This window comes from Pseudoalteromonas sp. MB47, from assembly GCF_011319765.1.
Taxonomy (GTDB): domain Bacteria; phylum Pseudomonadota; class Gammaproteobacteria; order Enterobacterales; family Alteromonadaceae; genus Pseudoalteromonas; species Pseudoalteromonas simplex.
In genome coordinates, this window is record NZ_VFBD01000026.1 from 447,346 (window position 1) to 465,345 (window position 18,000).

The 18,000-nt window shown below is 38.0% G+C and carries 13 protein-coding genes; 7 read left to right on the top strand and 6 right to left on the bottom strand.

The features are described from left to right. The first annotated feature begins 166 nt into the window (after nt 1-166). The 3 genes from IMPJCBKJ_RS15920 to IMPJCBKJ_RS15930 all read left to right on the top strand — a co-directional run bounded on the left by IMPJCBKJ_RS15920 (nt 167) and on the right by IMPJCBKJ_RS15930 (nt 3,730). Complete coding sequence (locus tag IMPJCBKJ_RS15920) at nt 167-1,123, top strand: patatin family protein (protein WP_166341002.1); 957 nt, start codon at nt 167-169, stop codon at nt 1,121-1,123. 120 nt (nt 1,124-1,243) lie between these two features. Beyond that, nucleotides 1,244-2,653, top strand: a complete 1,410-nt coding sequence (locus IMPJCBKJ_RS15925; RefSeq protein ID WP_166341004.1) for an alanine/glycine:cation symporter family protein — start codon at nt 1,244-1,246, stop codon at nt 2,651-2,653. Nucleotides 2,654-2,680: 27 nt separating this feature from the next. Next, nucleotides 2,681-3,730: a patatin-like phospholipase family protein gene (locus tag IMPJCBKJ_RS15930; protein WP_166341006.1), complete on the top strand. Its 1,050-nt coding sequence runs from the start codon at nt 2,681-2,683 to the stop codon at nt 3,728-3,730. A 17-nt stretch (nt 3,731-3,747) separates the two neighbouring features. Here the strand turns inward: IMPJCBKJ_RS15930 and IMPJCBKJ_RS20875 are convergent, their stop codons facing one another. The 3 genes from IMPJCBKJ_RS20875 to IMPJCBKJ_RS15945 form a co-directional block, all read right to left on the bottom strand. Further along, nucleotides 3,748-5,307 (bottom strand): PAS domain-containing methyl-accepting chemotaxis protein, encoded by a 1,560-nt coding sequence (locus tag IMPJCBKJ_RS20875; protein ID WP_138599779.1) that lies wholly within the window; start codon nt 5,305-5,307, stop codon nt 3,748-3,750. Between the two features lie 225 nt (nt 5,308-5,532). Then, nucleotides 5,533-5,841 carry an excalibur calcium-binding domain-containing protein gene (locus IMPJCBKJ_RS20880; RefSeq protein WP_054552227.1) on the bottom strand — a complete coding sequence of 103 codons (309 nt, stop codon included), beginning with the start codon at nt 5,839-5,841 and terminating at the stop codon, nt 5,533-5,535. 617 nt (nt 5,842-6,458) lie between these two features. Next, a complete protein-coding gene (locus tag IMPJCBKJ_RS15945) occupies nt 6,459-7,022 on the bottom strand; it encodes a YSC84-related protein (protein ID WP_054553327.1) in 564 nt (187 codons plus the stop codon). 134 nt (nt 7,023-7,156) lie between these two features. Here IMPJCBKJ_RS15945 and IMPJCBKJ_RS15950 point away from each other — a divergent pair, with 134 nt between their 5' ends. Together IMPJCBKJ_RS15950 and IMPJCBKJ_RS15955 are read left to right on the top strand one after the other, a co-directional pair. Next, nucleotides 7,157-8,368 carry a tyrosine-type recombinase/integrase gene (locus IMPJCBKJ_RS15950; RefSeq protein WP_166341008.1) on the top strand — a complete coding sequence of 404 codons (1,212 nt, stop codon included), beginning with the start codon at nt 7,157-7,159 and terminating at the stop codon, nt 8,366-8,368. Next, nucleotides 8,368-9,555 (top strand): cation:proton antiporter, encoded by a 1,188-nt coding sequence (locus tag IMPJCBKJ_RS15955; protein ID WP_166341010.1) that lies wholly within the window; start codon nt 8,368-8,370, stop codon nt 9,553-9,555. The genes IMPJCBKJ_RS15950 and IMPJCBKJ_RS15955 overlap by 1 nt, the downstream gene beginning before the upstream one ends. 36 nt (nt 9,556-9,591) lie before the next feature. Here IMPJCBKJ_RS15955 and IMPJCBKJ_RS15960 read toward each other — a convergent pair whose 3' ends face one another. Beyond that, nucleotides 9,592-12,636 (bottom strand): FAD-binding and (Fe-S)-binding domain-containing protein, encoded by a 3,045-nt coding sequence (locus tag IMPJCBKJ_RS15960; RefSeq protein ID WP_166341012.1) that lies wholly within the window; start codon nt 12,634-12,636, stop codon nt 9,592-9,594. A gap of 147 nt (nt 12,637-12,783) precedes the next feature. On the opposite strand from IMPJCBKJ_RS15960, the gene IMPJCBKJ_RS15965 reads away from it, so the two are divergent. Further along, entirely contained in the window at nt 12,784-12,993 is a 210-nt protein-coding gene (locus IMPJCBKJ_RS15965) for a PGPGW domain-containing protein (protein ID WP_054553331.1), read from the top strand. A gap of 80 nt (nt 12,994-13,073) precedes the next feature. On the opposite strand, the gene ppsA is transcribed toward IMPJCBKJ_RS15965, so the two are convergent. Then, entirely contained in the window at nt 13,074-15,449 is a 2,376-nt protein-coding gene (gene ppsA, locus IMPJCBKJ_RS15970) for a phosphoenolpyruvate synthase (protein WP_166341014.1), read from the bottom strand. Between the two features lie 152 nt (nt 15,450-15,601). Between ppsA and IMPJCBKJ_RS15975 the strand changes: the two genes are divergently transcribed. After that, the gene (locus tag IMPJCBKJ_RS15975) at nt 15,602-16,411 is read left to right on the top strand and encodes a pyruvate, water dikinase regulatory protein (protein WP_054553333.1); all 810 of its coding nucleotides are present in this window, start codon (nt 15,602-15,604) and stop codon (nt 16,409-16,411) included. Nucleotides 16,412-16,474: 63 nt separating this feature from the next. On the opposite strand, the gene IMPJCBKJ_RS15980 is transcribed toward IMPJCBKJ_RS15975, so the two are convergent. Further along, nucleotides 16,475-17,824: a 3-deoxy-7-phosphoheptulonate synthase class II gene (locus IMPJCBKJ_RS15980; protein ID WP_054563102.1), complete on the bottom strand. Its 1,350-nt coding sequence runs from the start codon at nt 17,822-17,824 to the stop codon at nt 16,475-16,477. Nucleotides 17,825-18,000: the final 176 nt, after the last annotated feature.

Here is an 18,000-nt window from a genome sequence, read left to right on the forward strand (position 1 = left end):
AGCAAATAGTGAATGCGTGTAATGAATTTTTATGCGCATTGCTTAAGCCCTGACACTCATTTATCAAACGGTTTTATAGATTAATTCAATTTATATAATCCGTTTTAAGGATTGAATTTAACTTTATACAATACATTTATTAACCATTACCCTAGGAAGGTGCACCGTGAAATCTCAAAAAATTGCCGCAGTAGAACCACAAACAAAAACAGCATTAATCGCTGAGGGTGGTGGGCAACGAGGGATTTTTACCGCAGGTGTACTCGATGCGTGGTTAGAAAATAATTACGATCCATTCGATTTATTCATTGGTACATCAGCAGGCTCACAAAACTTAACAAGTTATTTAGCGCGTCAAAAAGGCTATGCAAAACGTTTGATCAGAGGCCTTTCTCGTCATAAACGTTTTTTCCAACTTGGCCGCGGGCTGTTTGGTAAAAGCATTGTTGACCTTGATTGGTATTTTGATAAAACCAAAGAAGTAAACCGTGCCTTAGATTTTAAAACAGCAACGCAAAATTTAGGTAATCGTGAATTGTTGATCACAACCACTAACGCGGCTGATCGTAAACCCTATTACTTGAGCCCAAATGGTGAAGATACACAATGGTTGGCCTTGTTAAAAGCATCAAGCGCATTACCGTTTTTATATAAAGATGGCGTTAACTTAACGCCTTGGCTAACAACCAAGGCCGCAAATGATGCCATTATTCAAAGCTCTAATACTGATTTAGTCCATGATATGTATTTAGATGGGGGCTTAGCTGCACCTTTACCTGTGAAAGAGGCCTATAATCGTGGTGCTCGTGATATTGTGGTTATTCGTACTGTTGATGAAAACTTTCAAGTGCAATCTGAATGGGTAAATAAGTTAAAATCACTCGTTTGCGTATCGGGTTATTGCCCTAAAACCATTGATTACTTGGTTCAACACGAACAAGCTTATCAAGATGAATTAGATTTCATTGCCAATCCGCCAAGTGATGCCCGTATCACACAAATTTTTGCAGGTGATAAATTACGCAGTAAACTGCTGGGTAGTACAGATTCAGATCTCCGCTATGATCACAAATTAGGCTTAGCGGCAGGTCGTGCCTTTTTACAGCAACAACTGCTAAATTAGTTGGGAGCAGGCTCGGGTAATTAATCCCATTGCCTACTTGAGATATTTGAAAATAGAGTTAAAGTGGTTAGCTATTCACTTTTTGTGATTTTTTATCTATAAGAACAATAAAGGCTTGCCATGTTTAACAGTGCTGTATCGACAATCAATGGTTTTCTTTGGGGAGAAGGCCAAATTCTTATCTATATTCTTCTGTTTGCTGGGATCTGGTTTTCGGTAAGACTAAAAGCGATTCAATTGGTTAAGTTTCGCCATATGTTTAGCCTGTTAAAGTCGAGTAGCAGCACAGATAAAAACTCAATTAGTTCGTTTCAAGCTTTATGTACTGGTCTTTCAGCCCGTGTAGGTACCGGTAACCTTGCAGGGGTTGCCGTTGCTATTTCGTTAGGGGGCAGTGGTGCAATATTTTGGATGTGGGTGATTGCCATTTTGGGCATGGCCACAGGCTTTGCTGAGAGCGTACTTGGGCAAGTTTATAAAGTCAGGGATGCCAATGGCGAGTTTAGGGGCGGGCCTGCTTATTATATTCAACAAGGCTTAGGCAGTAGAGCGCTTGCAGTGTGTTTTGCTTTTTGCTTGTTTCTTGGTTATGGCTTTACGTTTAGTGCCATGCAAACGAATACCATTACCGATGCTCTCAATTACGCATTTGAAATTCCAACACTGTATTCAGGTATTGTGATCACAATACTGGCAGGTTCTATTATTTTAGGTGGCTTTAAAGCAATTGCCCGCTTTGCTGAACGCATTGTGCCAGTTATGGGCATTTTATTTGTACTGGCCGCTATCATAATTACTTTACTAAATATCGGCAAAGTGCCTGCGATGATTGAAGATATTTTACTTTCAGCCTTTGGCTTACAAGAGGCAGGCGCAGGGGCTATGGGCGCAGCAATTAAAAACGGTATTCAGCGAGGGCTGTATTCAAATGAAGCCGGAGCGGGTAGTGTTCCTCATGCATCAGGCTGTGCCTCACCCGTACCAAATCACCCAGTCACTCAAGGCTACATTCAAATGCTAGGGGTGTTTTTTGACACTATTGTGCTGTGTAGTTGTACGGCGGTGATTATTTTATTAGCTGATATTGATATTAGCGGCGAAATGGAAGGAATACGCTTAACTCAATCTGCGATGACAGCGCATATTGCCGCTGGTGGCATTTACTTTGTAGCGGCTGCAATTTGCTTATTTGCGTTTACTTCTGTGGTTGCAAACTATGCCTACGCAGAAAGTAACCTACATTTATTTAAACTAGATAATAAACTCGGCCGTGGAATTTACACCTGTTTATATTTATCAATGATGATTTGGGGCGCATCTGCCACCATTAAACAAGTGTGGGATCTTGCAGACATTGCTTTAGGTTTAATGACAGTGGTGAACGTTATCGCTATCATACGCTTAACGCCAACCATCATATCTGTGACAAAAGACTACCATAGTCAACGTGAAGCAGGCCAAGAACCGAGTTTTGATTCTGAAAAAGTGCAGGTTCAAGGTCAAACAGAACAAGGGATTTGGCGTAAATAAGCTAAAACAATAACGAGAAAAGTAACCATGATAGATATTTATGCAGGGCCAAGTGCTGCAAAAGTAATTCAAGAGCAAGGCCTGTCTGCCGATTTGTTTAATACCTTTTTAGGAGCAAGCGGCGGGCCCAAGTGGTTTACATTATTTGGTTTAGATAAATATCTATTTGGTGAATTTTTTAAAGATCGTACTACGCCTTTAAACTTATTAGGGTCGAGTGCCGGGGCATTTAGATCTGCTTGTTTTGCACAAAATGACCCTGTTGCTGCAATATCTCGATTAGCCAAGTCTTACTCTGAAACACGCTATTCATCGAATAAAGCAAAACCAGAAGAAATAACAGCAAAAGCACGAGAGTTATTAACCACTGTATTTGCTGAAAATGGTATTCACGAAATCATTAACAACCCGATTTTTAAAGCCCACTTTATCGTTGCAAAATCGAATGGCTTTACAGCATCAGAAAACAAAGTGATGCAGTTAATGGGGTTATCTAAAAGCTACTTAGTCAATCGAATGAATAGACGTTTGTTAAGTAAGCAATATGAACGTTATGTATTTCAGCCTGCGGATAGTCAGTTATCTTTTTCCGATAATAATACTTTCAATACCCATACTATTGAGCTAAGCGAAGATAATTTAGCGGATGCGTTACTTGCTTCAGGCTCTATTCCATTAGTGATGCAAGGCATTAAAAATATAACAGGAACACCACCAGGTATGTATCGTGATGGCGGTATTATCGATTATCACTTTGACTTAAGTATTCATAATGACGGGCTCATATTATATCCGCATTTTAATAATAGCCCAAAGGCAGGTTGGTTTGATAAGAGCCTAAAGCGCGGTATTACCCCGAGTAACTATGATAACGTAGTGATGATCACCCCATCAGCGGAATTTGTCGCTTCATTACCTTATGGAAAAATTCCCGATCGTAAAGATTTTACAGAACTTGATGCTGATATACGAATCAAATATTGGCAACAAGTATTCAAAGAAACCGAACGGCTAGCAGAGGCATTTGATACGGTATGTACTAATAAGCACACACCGAAAATAAACCTTATCAAATAATCGTGGTTTTGCTTTAACTACTTAAACTGGCTAATCAAGGATGTTTGTTCTGTCACTTTACTGAGTAATGCTTCACAAAGTTGCTGCGAAGTTTGGCCAAGCTCTTTACAGTCATGAGCAAAATCTTGAGCTGCTGTTATATTTCTTGCGATCGATTGACTTGCCGTTAGCTGTTCTTTTATCGCTTGGGCTACAACACTATTAAGCTCACTTAGCTTGATTGATTGCGCTTTAATATGGTCTAAACTATCGCCACTTTGATGGGCAAGCTTAACACTTTTGGCCGACAAATCTAGTCCGTCATTCATGGCAATTTGTGCTTGTTTCGAAGCGTGGGTAAGTTGATTTAATACATTGCTAATTTCTTCTGTTGATTGCTGAGTTCTAGACGCTAGAGCTCGTACTTCTCCTGCAACTACCGCAAACCCTCTGCCATGCTCACCTGCGCGGGCTGCTTCAATTGCCGCATTTAAAGCAAGTAAATTAGTTTGATCTGCGATGGCATTAATCTCAGAAAGAATTGCCACAATATCTTGATTTCCTTGGATTAAGTTTTCTACATAATTGCTTGCGGCATTGAGTTTTTCGTCAAGTTCACTAATTGAATTTATAGTTTGTCTAACAGCAAGTGAACCGTCTTCTGTTGCTTGATTCGTTAACTCAGCAGTTTGGCTTGATTTCATCGTGCTAGACGAAAGTTCATCAATAGAAGCGGTCATTTGTTCTGTTGCTACAACAATTTGTGAAACTTCGTCAGTTTGTTTATTTAAAAGCTCCGTAACATTATGGCCAGACTCAGCACAATGTTGGGCATTGTAATTAACACCCACACTAACATCATTCACACGGCCAACAACTGCTTTTAGTTTTGCTTTTTGCATCTCAAGTGCAAGATATGCAAAGCCAGATTGATCATTGGTACCAGAATACAGGTAAGCCATTAAGGGGTTATCGTATACTTGTTTTGCTTTACTAATAAGTGCTAAATATTTTTGGCGCCAAAAATACATAAGCCCATTAGCTGATGCTAAAAATAGTACAAGTACACAATTAAAAATATTAAATCCAGCACTGAATAGGGCAGCCAGCGAGCCTAAAAAGCTAATTAGCAACAGGGCACTTATGTAAAGAGTGGCATCATACTTTACTGCTGTAGCATGAGACTTTTGGTTGTTGTTTATTTTTGCATATTCAGCAGTTGCTCTTTGTACAACTTCATCACTCTGTTTGGTTCTGACTGATTGGAATTCAATGATATTACCAGTTTTATCTTTAATAGGCGTTACAAAGGCATTCACCCAGTAGTAATCACCATTTTTACATCGATTTTTAACAGGTCCCATCCAAGATTGACCATTTTTAAGATGGTGCCATAAATCAGCAAAAGCAAGCTTTGGCATATCAGAATGACGAACGAGATTGTGAGGTTTATGCACCATTTCGTCGAGGGAATATCCGGCTATTTTACAAAATTCATCATTGGCATAAGTAATATTGCTATTTAAATCTGTAGTTGATAAGAGGATAGATGATTCAGGAAATTTAACTTCATTGCTATTTATGAGTTGGCTATTCACAGTGCTGGTCACTTTTTTAGAATAATTATAATAGTAAAGTATTGTTTATTACCGATATTATTATTGTGAAATAAACAAGGAAAGTCTTATTTAAATAAGTTTTGTCCTATATCAAGTTACACCTAAGTAATTGATATGGAATTAAGAAAATTCATATTTTTTCGTAAATGCGGAGGAAAACTTTAATTCTAAATAGAATTTAGAATTAAAGTTAAACTATAGAAATTAAAACCTAGGATCACCTTCACATAACTCACCATCATAATCACTATCTAAATCAGTATTTGGACAATGCCTATTGAAAAAATAGGCTTCTTCAATGGATGTCATTTGCTTACAGTATTGTCTGCCATCACATTCGAAATAACTTTCATTAGTAGAGAAGCGTTTTTGTTGTCTCTTATTAAAGCGTGCTTTTAAAGGTGCTATAACACGGCTATTGACTACCTCAGTAATAGATGTACCACCATTATTTGTAACGTAATATTCCCATCCCAAATACAAAAAAATTGTCAGCAAAATAAACTTTCTCATAGGACCTGCTAATATTTATAGTTATAAAGTTTGAAGAAAATGCATGAAATGTTAAAAGAGTGACTCTTCTAGTATTAAAGTATGGATATGCTACTAAGATGAAAATGAAAAGTTAAGTTTAATTAATCATTTATCCATGAAATCTGAATTTTCCTAGGAGGTGTAAGAGGAGGTAACCTAAAAAACTCGAACTACTTCTGATGTGGAACATCAAATGAAAAGATATAAAGTTATCAAAATTAGGTCGTTTATTTTGAATGGGCATTGTGCAAGCAAAGCCAGAGCAGATATACGAGATAGGTTTAAATGCTAAAAATATAAAAAGCTTTAACATCTAAACTGTTAGAGTAATACATTAAAAATAATTACGCATAACAAACTAATCTCTTGAGAACTATAAAAAACAACTAGCTATTTGTTCAAAGAACTTATTAATTGAAAGAGCGATAAATGAGAACTCATAAAAGATAGTAAAATAGATATAAACAAGTAAATTAACTACTAGAAACAAATTATACTTAATTACCCATAAATTACGTTATGTTAAATTACTTAAACTAATGAAAAGTGGGAGTTAGGTTACTAACTAGCCCACTTTTAGAAGGGTTTAAAATAGCTTAATTTAGCTCAGAATCTACCCAAAACTTAGTGCCTTTAAGTACCGCTTGTAACGCAAGGCCATTTTCGGTTAAGGAATAAACAGTTACTTGGTCGGCAATTGCTTCGGCAACTAAAGCACCACCTTTATCTTCATATTTTGCTGCTGCATCTGCATTTCCACCGAATGCCCAACCATGTTCAATAAAGCGATTTACTGCTGCTTGATTATGAAAAACCATCACAACATTAAAGTCTTTAACACCTAAACCTAAGCCTAAACCTGCTTCACCCATATTCATGTAAGTTGATTTACCGGTTAGGTTGTTTTTAACAACACCGTAACCACCGCCAAAGCTGGCTAAAACAACATTTACATTGGCATTATCAAAAACCGCATAACCAGCAGAGTTAGCAATTTGTTGTTTAACATCAGGTTTTTGAGCGTAAAGCTCACTTAATGTATTGTTTTTCATGCTTTGTACTAAAGCACGTTTTTCATCGGGAGATGCACTTCCTGTTGTAGCACAACCGGTTAAAATTGTAGTGATTAAAACTAAACTAATAGCGATAAACTTTTTCATACATATTCCTTGAATATTAGTATGGCAATCTAGTTAATGTTGCAAATACTATAGATATATTAAGTCCAATACTAGACAGTATCGGACTTTATGGTAATCTTATAACTAGCTATTTTACAAGATATTACATCATTATGCTCGTTGCTCTCGTCGATACACTAAAACAACTGCGTTACCAAATTGCCCATCTTGAAGATGATACTCTTGCAACAGAATATCCAGAACTTGAACACTTTATACATCAAGTTGGATTGACTGTTGCTGAATCAAAAAATGACTTAGCTTTTGTTTATCAGTTTTTATATGTGTATGGCCGAAAATCAGAAGCCACATTTAATCGTTTTCGAAATGAGCTTGAGCGTTTTTGTTTATGGTCGTGGTTGGTTGCTGAGAAATCGGTATTTGATCTAAAACGTGAAGATATTGAAGCCTATGTTGATTTTATGGTTGAACCAGATTCAGCCTGGTTATCAAGTTCAGTGCAATGGCGTTATAAAGATGAACAAGGCATAAGACGACTAAATACAAATTGGCGCCCTTTCATCAATAAAGAAAATATTGCTAGCCAACAAACACTCGCAGCTATGTTTACAGCTTTAAATGTTTTTTATAAGTTCGCAATTTTAGAAGAAAAAACCTTTGCTAACTTTGTACCGGTTGTTAAAAAGAATAGCCCTTACTTAGTTGTGCAATCGCAAATTAAAATTCCCGATACACTTAGTGATATTCAATGGGAATATGTTTTTGGTGTTACTCGTGATTTATGTGAACAACAACCTGATTTAGAAAGAAATTTATTCACACTTGCTTGCTTAAAAGGATTGTACTTACGAATATCTGAGTTATCCGAGCGCCCTCAGTGGTCACCCGTTATGTCACATTTTTGGCAAGATAATGATGGTTTTTGGTTTCTAAGAATTATGGGTAAAGGCAATAAATTACGTGATGTTACCTTAAGTGAAGATTTTATATCATATCTAAAACGTTATAGGCTTTACCGTGGTTTACCTGCCCTGCCCCGCGTTGATGAAGCTGAGCCGTTAGTTCATAAAATTCGTGGTAAAGGTGGAATGACTGTTCGTCAAATTCGCCGTTTGGTTCAGAAAAGTTTTGATTTAGCAAAACAATCTCTTTTAGATGACGGCTTTAAAGATGATGCGGAACAACTTGAAGCGGCCACTGCTCACTGGTTAAGACATACTGGTGCAACACACGATGCCCAAACAAGACCGCTAAAACATTTATCTGAAGATTTAGGTCATGCAAAAATTGCTACGACAGATCAAATTTATATTCAAACAAATATAAAAGAACGTGCAAAGTCTGGAATAAAAAGGAAAGTTTAATGGAATATACAATACTGGCGTTAGTCGGTTTAGCTTTATTATTTTACTCACTGACGATTAGGCAATTAGAGCGAACAGAAATTACCGGGCCAATGTTTTTTGTGTTGGTCGGAATTGCAATGTCTTACTTTTTGCCGAGTGAGTTTAAGTTAGGCGAAGCCGGACTCAGTGACATTTTACCTTTGGTTGAATTAACCTTAAGTATTTTTTTATTTACCGATGCCGCCAAATCAAAACTCCCCGTATTAAAACATAGTTATCAGTACCCTAGCCTGTTACTTTTTGTTGCTTTGCCGATGACACTACTGTTAGGTGTTGCCGGTGGGTTGTTTTTCTTTTCGGAGTTATCACTTTTTCAATCTGCCTTGATCGCAATTATTTTAACACCAACGGATGCCGCGCTTAGCAAAGGAATTTTAGAATGCACATCGGTACCAGAGAAAGTTCGCGAAGGAATAAATACTGAAAGTGGTTTGAACGATGGCCTTTGCGTACCCATTTTTTTAGTTTTACTTTTATTAGCTCAAAACCCAGAAAGTGCTGTAACAACAATTGATACTTTACTTGTTTTTGCAAGAGAGTTAGGTGTTGCACTGGTTATTGCAGGCGTGTCGATGGCCGTGTTTATTCCACTTTTAAAAATAGCATTAGCACGTCATTACTTTGCAAATAATAGCAGTCCATTTTTATTGATTGGCTTAGTCATGGCTATTTTCTCTTTAACACAAAATTTTCATGGCAGTGGCTTTATTGCTGTTTTTGTTTCGGGGCTTTTATTTGATTACTTAGCACCTAAAAAAATTCGTTCAACACTAGTTAAAGACTCTGAGCATATCGCTGAATTTGTTGCGCTACTAATTTGGTGTTTATTCGGTTTTGTATGTGGTCACTTAATTGTGAATGATATCACTTGGCCAATTGTTTTTTATGCGTTATTAAGTGTGACGATTTTTAGAATTGTGCCGGTACTCCTTTCACTTATGTTTACTAATCTAAATTTCAAAGACAAATTTACTTTTGCGTGGTTTGGTCCTCGAGGTTTGGCGTCTATCGTTTTCACTTTAATGGTGATGGATACAGCAATTGAAAACAAAGAACAAATTGCCACAGTAACATTAACAACCATTTTATTTAGTGTGTTCATTCATGGCATGAGTACCAAGCCCATAGCAAAAAGTTACCAATAAAAAAGGCGCGTTGAGCGCCTTTTTTATTTTTACAACTTAAAGTAGCTCTGCAATTAATTGCAGTGGATGCTTTGGTTTAAATTTTTCATAGCGCTTCACTTGGCTACGACAAGAAAAGCCAGTTGCTAAAATAGTTTCAGGCTCATTACTTGAAATAATTGGTTGCCAACTCATTTCATAAAGAGCCCGTGAATTTTCTTGGTTTTGTTTTTCATGGCCGTACGTTCCTGCCATACCACAACAACCCGTACTGGTAGTTTCAAGCTGTAAATTTAGATCAGCAAAAATGGTTTGCCAAACTTTAGATGCATTCGGCATTGCTGTTGTTTCAGTACAATGACTCAACAATTTAAATGGCGAACTCGTTGTAGTGGCAAGAGTAACTTGTTTAAAGTTTTGCGTTTGAAGCCATTCATGCGCAAGCTCAACTTTAAAATCTCCACGGTTCTCTTTTAAAATTGACACATATTCATCTCGGTAACACATAACCAAAGATGCATCGAGCCCAACTAAAGGAGCATTGATTTCACTGAGTGAATTTAAAAACTCAGCAGCATTTTTTGCTGTTGTTTTAAATTCATTTAAAAACCCTTTTACATGCTGTGCTTTACCATTAGGTTTAAATGGTAATAGCATCGGCTTTTTACCTAACGCTTTAATGACTTTAATAAAGCTTTCGACTAATTCGGCTTCGTAAAAACTCGTGAATGGATCTTGTACTATCAGTACATATTCTGCTTGTTGTTCTTTTGAAAGCGAATTAAGTAATTCAAAATTAAATTGCTGATCTTTTGAAATACGTTTAGAAAGTTGCGGTACGCTTAAACTTGGCGTATCAACATAACCAATGGTATTTTTAATTAATCCTGAAACAAGTTTTGTATTTACTATTGGATTTACCACTTTAGCAAATTTTGCCATAACCGGCGCAGTTTGTTCGATGCCTGCTACTAAATAATCTTTTGCTGGTCGAGCATAATAACTGTGGTAAAAATTTAAAAAGCGTGAGCGAAATGTTGGTACATCAACTTTTATTGGGCATGCAGTAGTACATGCTTTACAAGCTAAACATTCATCCATTGATTCTTTTACTTCATGAGAGAAATCATAAACGCCTTTTTTCTTATCGCGACTATGTTGATAGCGCTCCCACCAAGTAATCACTTCACCATTAACTAATTCTTTTTCGACATTGAGTAAATCAATATTTTCAGACTTTTGAAGGCGCAACCACTCGCGCATTAAACTTGCGCGACCTTTAGGTGAATAACGGCGGTCACCTGTTACTTTATAAGATGGACACATTGGTGATTTTTCATCGTAGTTAAAACACAGACCATTACCATTACAGGTCATCGCGTTATTAAATTCTGTTTTAACATCGATAGAAATTTCTTTGTCGAACCAGGCACGCTTTTGATCGTCAACAGAAACGAGTGAGTCTTTACTTTCAATTGGCGTACAGATTTTACCTGGGTTTACTCTGTTATTTGGATCAAATGCCGCTTTGATTTTTCGAAGTTGTGTAAATAAATGCTCGCCGAAAAATTCAGGGCCATATTCACTTCGATACCCTTTGCCATGCTCTCCCCACATCAAGCCGCCATATTTGGCAGTCAGTTTAACGACTTCATCTGAAATATGGCGAAGTAATTTTTCTTGCTCAGGGTCACACATATCGAGTGCAGGTCGTACGTGTAATACACCGGCATCAACATGGCCAAACATACCATATTGAAGGTTGTGGTTATCGAGAAGTTCACGAAACTCGACTATAAAATCGGCTAAGTTTTCTGGTGGTACTGCAGTATCTTCAGCAAAAGCTAACGGTTTTTGACTGCCTTTTACATTACCTAAAAGACCCACTGACTTTTTACGCATTGCATAAATTTTTAAAATATCAGCTTTGTCATTCGTTAACTGATAACCGATCACCCCATTAGTTTGTTTTTCAACACATTCATCGAGTAGCTTACAAAGAGTGTCTACTTTATCTTTAATGTCTTCAGGTGAAACCGCATTAAACTCAACCATGTTGAGCCCTTGCATATCTTTGTTTTCAACATCGGTTATTAAGTCCGATACTGAATGCCAAATGATATCTTCTCGAGCAAGGTTAAGTACTTTGCTATCGACTGTTTCTACAGAAGTTGCATTTGCTGCAACTAGAAATGGTGAATGACGAAGTGCAGAATCAAAGCTATCGTATTTAATATTTATTAATGTTTTAAATTCAGCAATGGGCGTAATATTAAGTTTTGCTTCAGTAACTATACCTAATGAACCTTCGGAGCCAGTAATTAATCTGCTCATATCAAAGGTTTGTAAATCATCAGAAAGAATATGTTCTAAATCGTAGCCGGTCAGAAAACGGTTTAAACGTGGGAATTTTTCTAAAATAGCGTCTCGATTCTCAAGGCCAATATCAAGAACTGTTTTATATAACTTACCTACTGTCGTGTTTTGTTCAGCAATTACTTTTGCTTTTTCAATAGGCATAGGGGTTGTTGACATTTCAGTGCCATCAACAAGATAAGTTGTTAGGCCTAAAACGTGATCACTTGTTTTGCCATAAACCAAAGAGCCTTGACCTGATGCATCTGTATTTATCATTCCACCGATTGTTGCACGGTTACTTGTTGATAAATCGGGCGCAAAGAAAAAACCGTAAGGACGCAAAAAGTCGTTTAATTGGTCTTTTATTACACCCGTTTGCACGCGCACCCAGTTTTCTTCGACATTGATTTCTAAAATTTCACGCATGTAGCGAGATAAATCAACAACTATACCTGGGGTTAGCGATTGACCATTAGTACCTGTACCACCTCCGCGTGGACCAAAAGTCAGTGATAAAAACGGATCACGAGAAGCAATTTGCATAGCAAGTTGTATGTCTTTTGCTGACTTTGGAAAGATGACACCTTGAGGTACCTGTTGGTAAACGCTGTTATCGGTTGATAAACTTAAACGTGTAGAAAAGCTTGCATCGGTATCACCACTAAAACCTTGTTTTTGTATTGTATCTAAGTAATTAGAAACGAGTTCTGTGGTGGCTTGTTGTTGGCTTATTGTTGCTATCATGACGGTGATAAATTAAGGCATTTTGCAAATTATATCATGCTAATAGCTAAGATAAATTGAAGATTTTACAGTTTGTAACACTCTTTTTATCGATTTCGGGGGCAATACTTTTATACTGTGTATTAAAGCAGCAAATGAGATAGTCAGATGAAAAAAATTGCATTAATCAGTTTAGGTGCCTTGTGCATGTTATTGGGTTTAGTTTTTGTTATTATTCCCGGACCGTCGCTGATCTTCTTTATTGCAGGACTTTTCTGTTTATCTTTTTACTATCCTAAAGCGCGTGATTATTTAACCTTGTGCCAAAAGGCTCTGACTAAGTCATGTGCTTATATCGATAAAAAACTTGCTCGCTGATTTCTAATTGAGCTACAAAAATGCCAGCTAAGTGCTGGCATTTTTTATATCAGAATCTTTATTTTAATTAAATAAAGTACTTAGTCGGCTAATTTCTTAGCAAGATATAACCAAGTTTCTAATACTGTATCTGGGTTTAGAGAAACAGAATCAATGCCCTGCTCAACTAACCAAGCTGCAAAGTCTTCATGATCTGAAGGACCTTGACCACAAATACCTACGTATTTGCCTTTTGCTTTAGCAGTTTGAATAGCCATTGATAATAGTTTCTTGATTGCAGGGTTACGCTCATCAAATAGATGCGCAATTAAACCTGAGTCACGGTCAAGACCTAATGTTAACTGAGTTAAGTCGTTTGAACCGATAGAGAAACCATCAAAAAATTCTAAGAACTCATCTGCAAGTAACGCGTTTGATGGTAATTCACACATCATGATTACTTTCAGACCATTTTCGCCACGTTTAAGGCCATGTTCTTCAAGTAATTCAATAACGCGCTTACCTTCTTCAAGCGTACGAACAAATGGGATCATGATTTCAATATTAGTCATACCCATTTCGTTGCGAACACGTTTAATCGCTTCACACTCTAACGCGAAACAGTCACGGAAATCTTCAGAGATATAACGTGCTGCACCACGGAAACCAATCATTGGGTTTTCTTCTTCCGGCTCATATTGCTGGCCGCCAACAAGGTTTGCATATTCGTTTGACTTAAAGTCAGACATACGAACAATGACACGCTCAGGTGCAAACGCACAACCTAGTGTTGCAATACCTTCAACAAGCTTAGAAATATAGAATTCTACAGGTGATTCATAACCTGCCATCATTTCTGAGATTTCAGCTTTTAGCTCGTCAGATTGCGCATCAAAATTAAGAAGTGCTTTAGGGTGAACACCAATCATTCGGTTGATTACGAATTCAACACGCGCAAGGCCAACACCGGCATGAGGTAAGCGAGCAAAGTCGAATGCACGATCAGGGTTACCTACGTTCATCATAACTTTCATTGGTAATTCTGGCATTTCATCAACACGTGATGTAAGTACTTCGTAATCTAAAATACCTTCGTAGATATAACCTGTGTCACCTTCGGCACACGATACAGTTACATCTTGGCCTGCTTTAATTAAATCAGTTGCATTACCACAACCAACAACTGCAGGAATACCTAATTCACGAGCAATGATTGCCGCGTGACAAGTACGTCCACCACGGTTTGTAACAATCGCAGCTGCACGTTTCATGATTGGCTCCCAGTCTGGGTCAGTCATGTCAGTAACTAGAATGTCGCCTTGTTGTACTTTGTCCATTTCATCAATTGAATCTAGTACGCGTACAGTACCTGAACCAATCTTGTGACCAATTGCACGGCCTTCAGCAACAACTGTGCTTGTACCATTTAATTGGAAACGCTCCATAACGTTAGCGTCTTCGTTTGAACGAACTGTTTCTGGACGTGCTTGAACGATGTAAAGTTTACCGTCGTTGCCGTCTTTTGCCCACTCGATGTCCATTGGACGACCGTAGTGCTTTTCAATAATAACAGCTTGCTTTGCAAGTTCTTGAACTTCAGCATCTGTGATTGAGAATTTGTTTGAAAGTGACGAATCTACGTCAACAATTTCAACTTGCTTACCATGTGATTCATCCGCTGAGTAAATCATTTGGATTGCTTTTGAACCAATGTTACGGCGAACTACCGCTGGTTTACCGTTAGCAAGCGTTGGTTTATGAACATAAAATTCATCTGGGTTTACAGCACCCTGTACAACCATTTCACCAAGACCATAGCTTGAAGTTACAAATACAACATCTTCAAAGCCAGATTCAGTATCAATACTGAACATAACACCTGAAGCTGCTTTATCTGAACGAACCATGCGTTGGATACCAGCTGAAAGTGCAACACCACGGTGATCATAACCTTGGTGAACACGGTAAGAAATAGCGCGGTCATTAAATAGTGAGGCAAACACGTGTTTGATTGCAGTCATTACTGCATCAATACCACGTACGTTTAAAAACGTTTCTTGTTGTCCTGCGAATGAAGCGTCTGGCATGTCTTCTGCTGTAGCAGATGAGCGAACTGCAAATGAAACATCTTGTGATGCGTCGCCGTGTAGTTGGCTATATGCGTCGCGGATGGCTTGGTCTAGGTTAGGTTGGAATGGTGTATCGATAATCCATTGGCGGATTTCGGCACCGACTTTAGCGAGTGTATTTACATCATCCACATCCAATGTGTCTAAAATATCGTGGATTTTTGAGTTTAATCCAGATTGCTCTAGAAACTCATTGAATGCATCAGCGGTTGTAGCGAAACCACCTGGCACTTGAACACCAGCGTTAGCTAGGTTTGAGATCATTTCTCCAAGTGAAGCGTTTTTACCGCCAACACGAGGAACATCTTGCATACCAAGCTCTTGATACCAGAGAACGTATTCTTGCACGGATCTTTCTCCATAAACAAATTGTAGTACTAACTGTGAGAGTTAAGAAAGAAAACCTTCTAAAAAGGTCGTAGTCATTCTACACTGGCAACAGACCTCACGTAAACCGTGAAGCCCCTATTTTGCAGATAAAGGTAATAAAAAGGTTAAATATGAGAACTGCATTTTATATTTCTGATGGAACAGCAATCACCTCTGAAGTCTTTGGTCATGCGACCTTATCTATGTTTCCTGTTGAGTTTAATCACAAAACAATTCCTTTTGTTGAAACAGAAAAAAAAGCAATTGAAGTTAAGAACTTAATTAATTCAACAGCGCAACGTGATGGAGAACAGCCACTCGTGTTTTTCACTTTTGTAAACCACGAGCTAAGTGAAATTATTAAATCGTCTTGCGCGGTGTGTTATGACTTTTTATCACAATACAGTGATAAAATTTCTCAAGAGCTAAAAGTTGCGCCAGTACCAAAGGTTCATAGAACGCATTCGATGCACGAGAAAAGTTATGATTTTCGTATTGATGCGGTTAACTATGCGTTGACCAATGATGATGGCGCTAACATTAAAAACTATGCTGAAGCCGACATTATTTTAGTAGGTGTTAGCAGAAGCGGTAAAACACCCACTAGTTTATACCTAGCATTACAATATGGTATCAAAGCGGCGAATTACCCGCTGACAGAAGATGATTTAGAAAGAGGCACCCTGCCTGAGTGTTTAAAAGCTTACAAACATAAACTTTTTGGTTTAACGATTGACCCTGTTCGCCTTGCCGATATTCGCCAGCGTCGTATGGCTAATTCAAAATATGCGTCTTTAAAACAGTGTCGTATCGAAGTACGTGAAGTAGAAATGCTTTATAAAAAACAGAAGATTCAATTTTTAAATTCGACTCATCATTCAGTAGAAGAAATTTCTGCAAAGATTATATCTGATACTGGTCTTGAAAGACGTAAGTACTAACTTATTTTAGTATCGGACATTAAAGAAGGCTGCAATATGCAGCCTTTTTTGGATAACTTAGTGTTACTTACGTGCGTCTTTTAATAAATCAGCAACTAAGAAACCTAGTTCTAAAACTTGATCTGCATTTAGGCGTGGGTCGCACTGAGTGCGGTAGCGCTGTGCTAAATCTTCATCAGATAAGCCATATGCACCACCAGTACATTCAGTCACGTGCTGGCCAGTCATTTCAAGGTGAACACCACCTGGGTATGAACCTTCAGCTTTGTGTACTGCGAAGAACTGGCTAATTTCACGAAGAATATTATTAAAGCTACGTGTTTTATAACCTGAGCTCGCTTTCTCAGTGTTACCATGCATTGGATCTGAGCTCCAAATAACTTTACGGCCTTCTTGTTGTACTTTACGTACTAGTGCCGGTAGTTTCTCTGGCAGTACATCAGCACCCATTCGCGTAATTAACGTTAAGCGACCTGGAATGTTATCTGGGTTAACTGCATCGATAAGTTTGATTAGCTCATCTGGGTCCATACCTGGCCCAACTTTCACACCAATTGGATTTTTAATACCTTTAAAGAATTCGATGTGTGCATGATCAAGTTGACGTGTACGTTCACCAATCCAAACAAAGTGTGCAGAACAATCATACCAATCACCTGATAAGTGGTCACGGCGTGTTAGTGCTTCTTCGTAGCCTAATAATAATGCTTCGTGTGATGTAAATAAGTCTGTTTCTTTTAAGCTTGGTGCAACAGTTGAGTCGATACCGCACACTTCCATAAATTCAAGCGCATCTTGAATTCTGTCAGCTAGCTGTTGGTATTTCTCTTTAAGCGGATTTGCTGCAACAAAACCCATGTTCCAGCGGTTTACTTGATGTAAATCGGCTAAACCACCTTGCGCGAATGCGCGTAATAAATTTAGCGTTGCTGCACTGTGATGATATGCTGTCATCAAACGCTGTGGGTCGGGTACACGTGCTTGCTCAGTGAACTCGAAGTTATTGATGATATCACCACGGTACGAAGGCAGAGATACACCATCGATCGTTTCGTAATCTGATGAGCGAGGCTTAGCGTACTGACCTGCCATACGCGCAATTTTAACTACAGGGCATTTACCACCATAAGTTAAAACAACGGCCATTTGTAAAAGTGTTTTAAATGTATCGCGGATATTTGCTGCATTAAAGTCACTGAATGACTCTGCGCAATCACCACCCTGTAATAAGAAGGCTCTGCCTTCACATACAGCTTCTAGTTGTTTGTATAAGCTACGCGTCTCTTCGGCAAATACCAGAGGTGGTGCGCTTTTTAATTGCCCTTCAACTGATTTAAGGGCTTCTTGATCTGGGTACTCTGGCTGCTGAAGTATCGGCAGTTTTCTCCAGCTGTCTGGGTTCCACGATTGCATGTTGTTTCCTCATTCCTAACATAGACCATTTACGAAAACTAACTTATTGCACGTACTAAGTTCAAGGACAATATTCAGCTATTTACGATTATTTCGTTATTTGATAAACAGATTCGATATTAACTAGCAGATACTTAGCATCTTTCCATTTTGAAACAGTGAGTTATAGAGCTTTT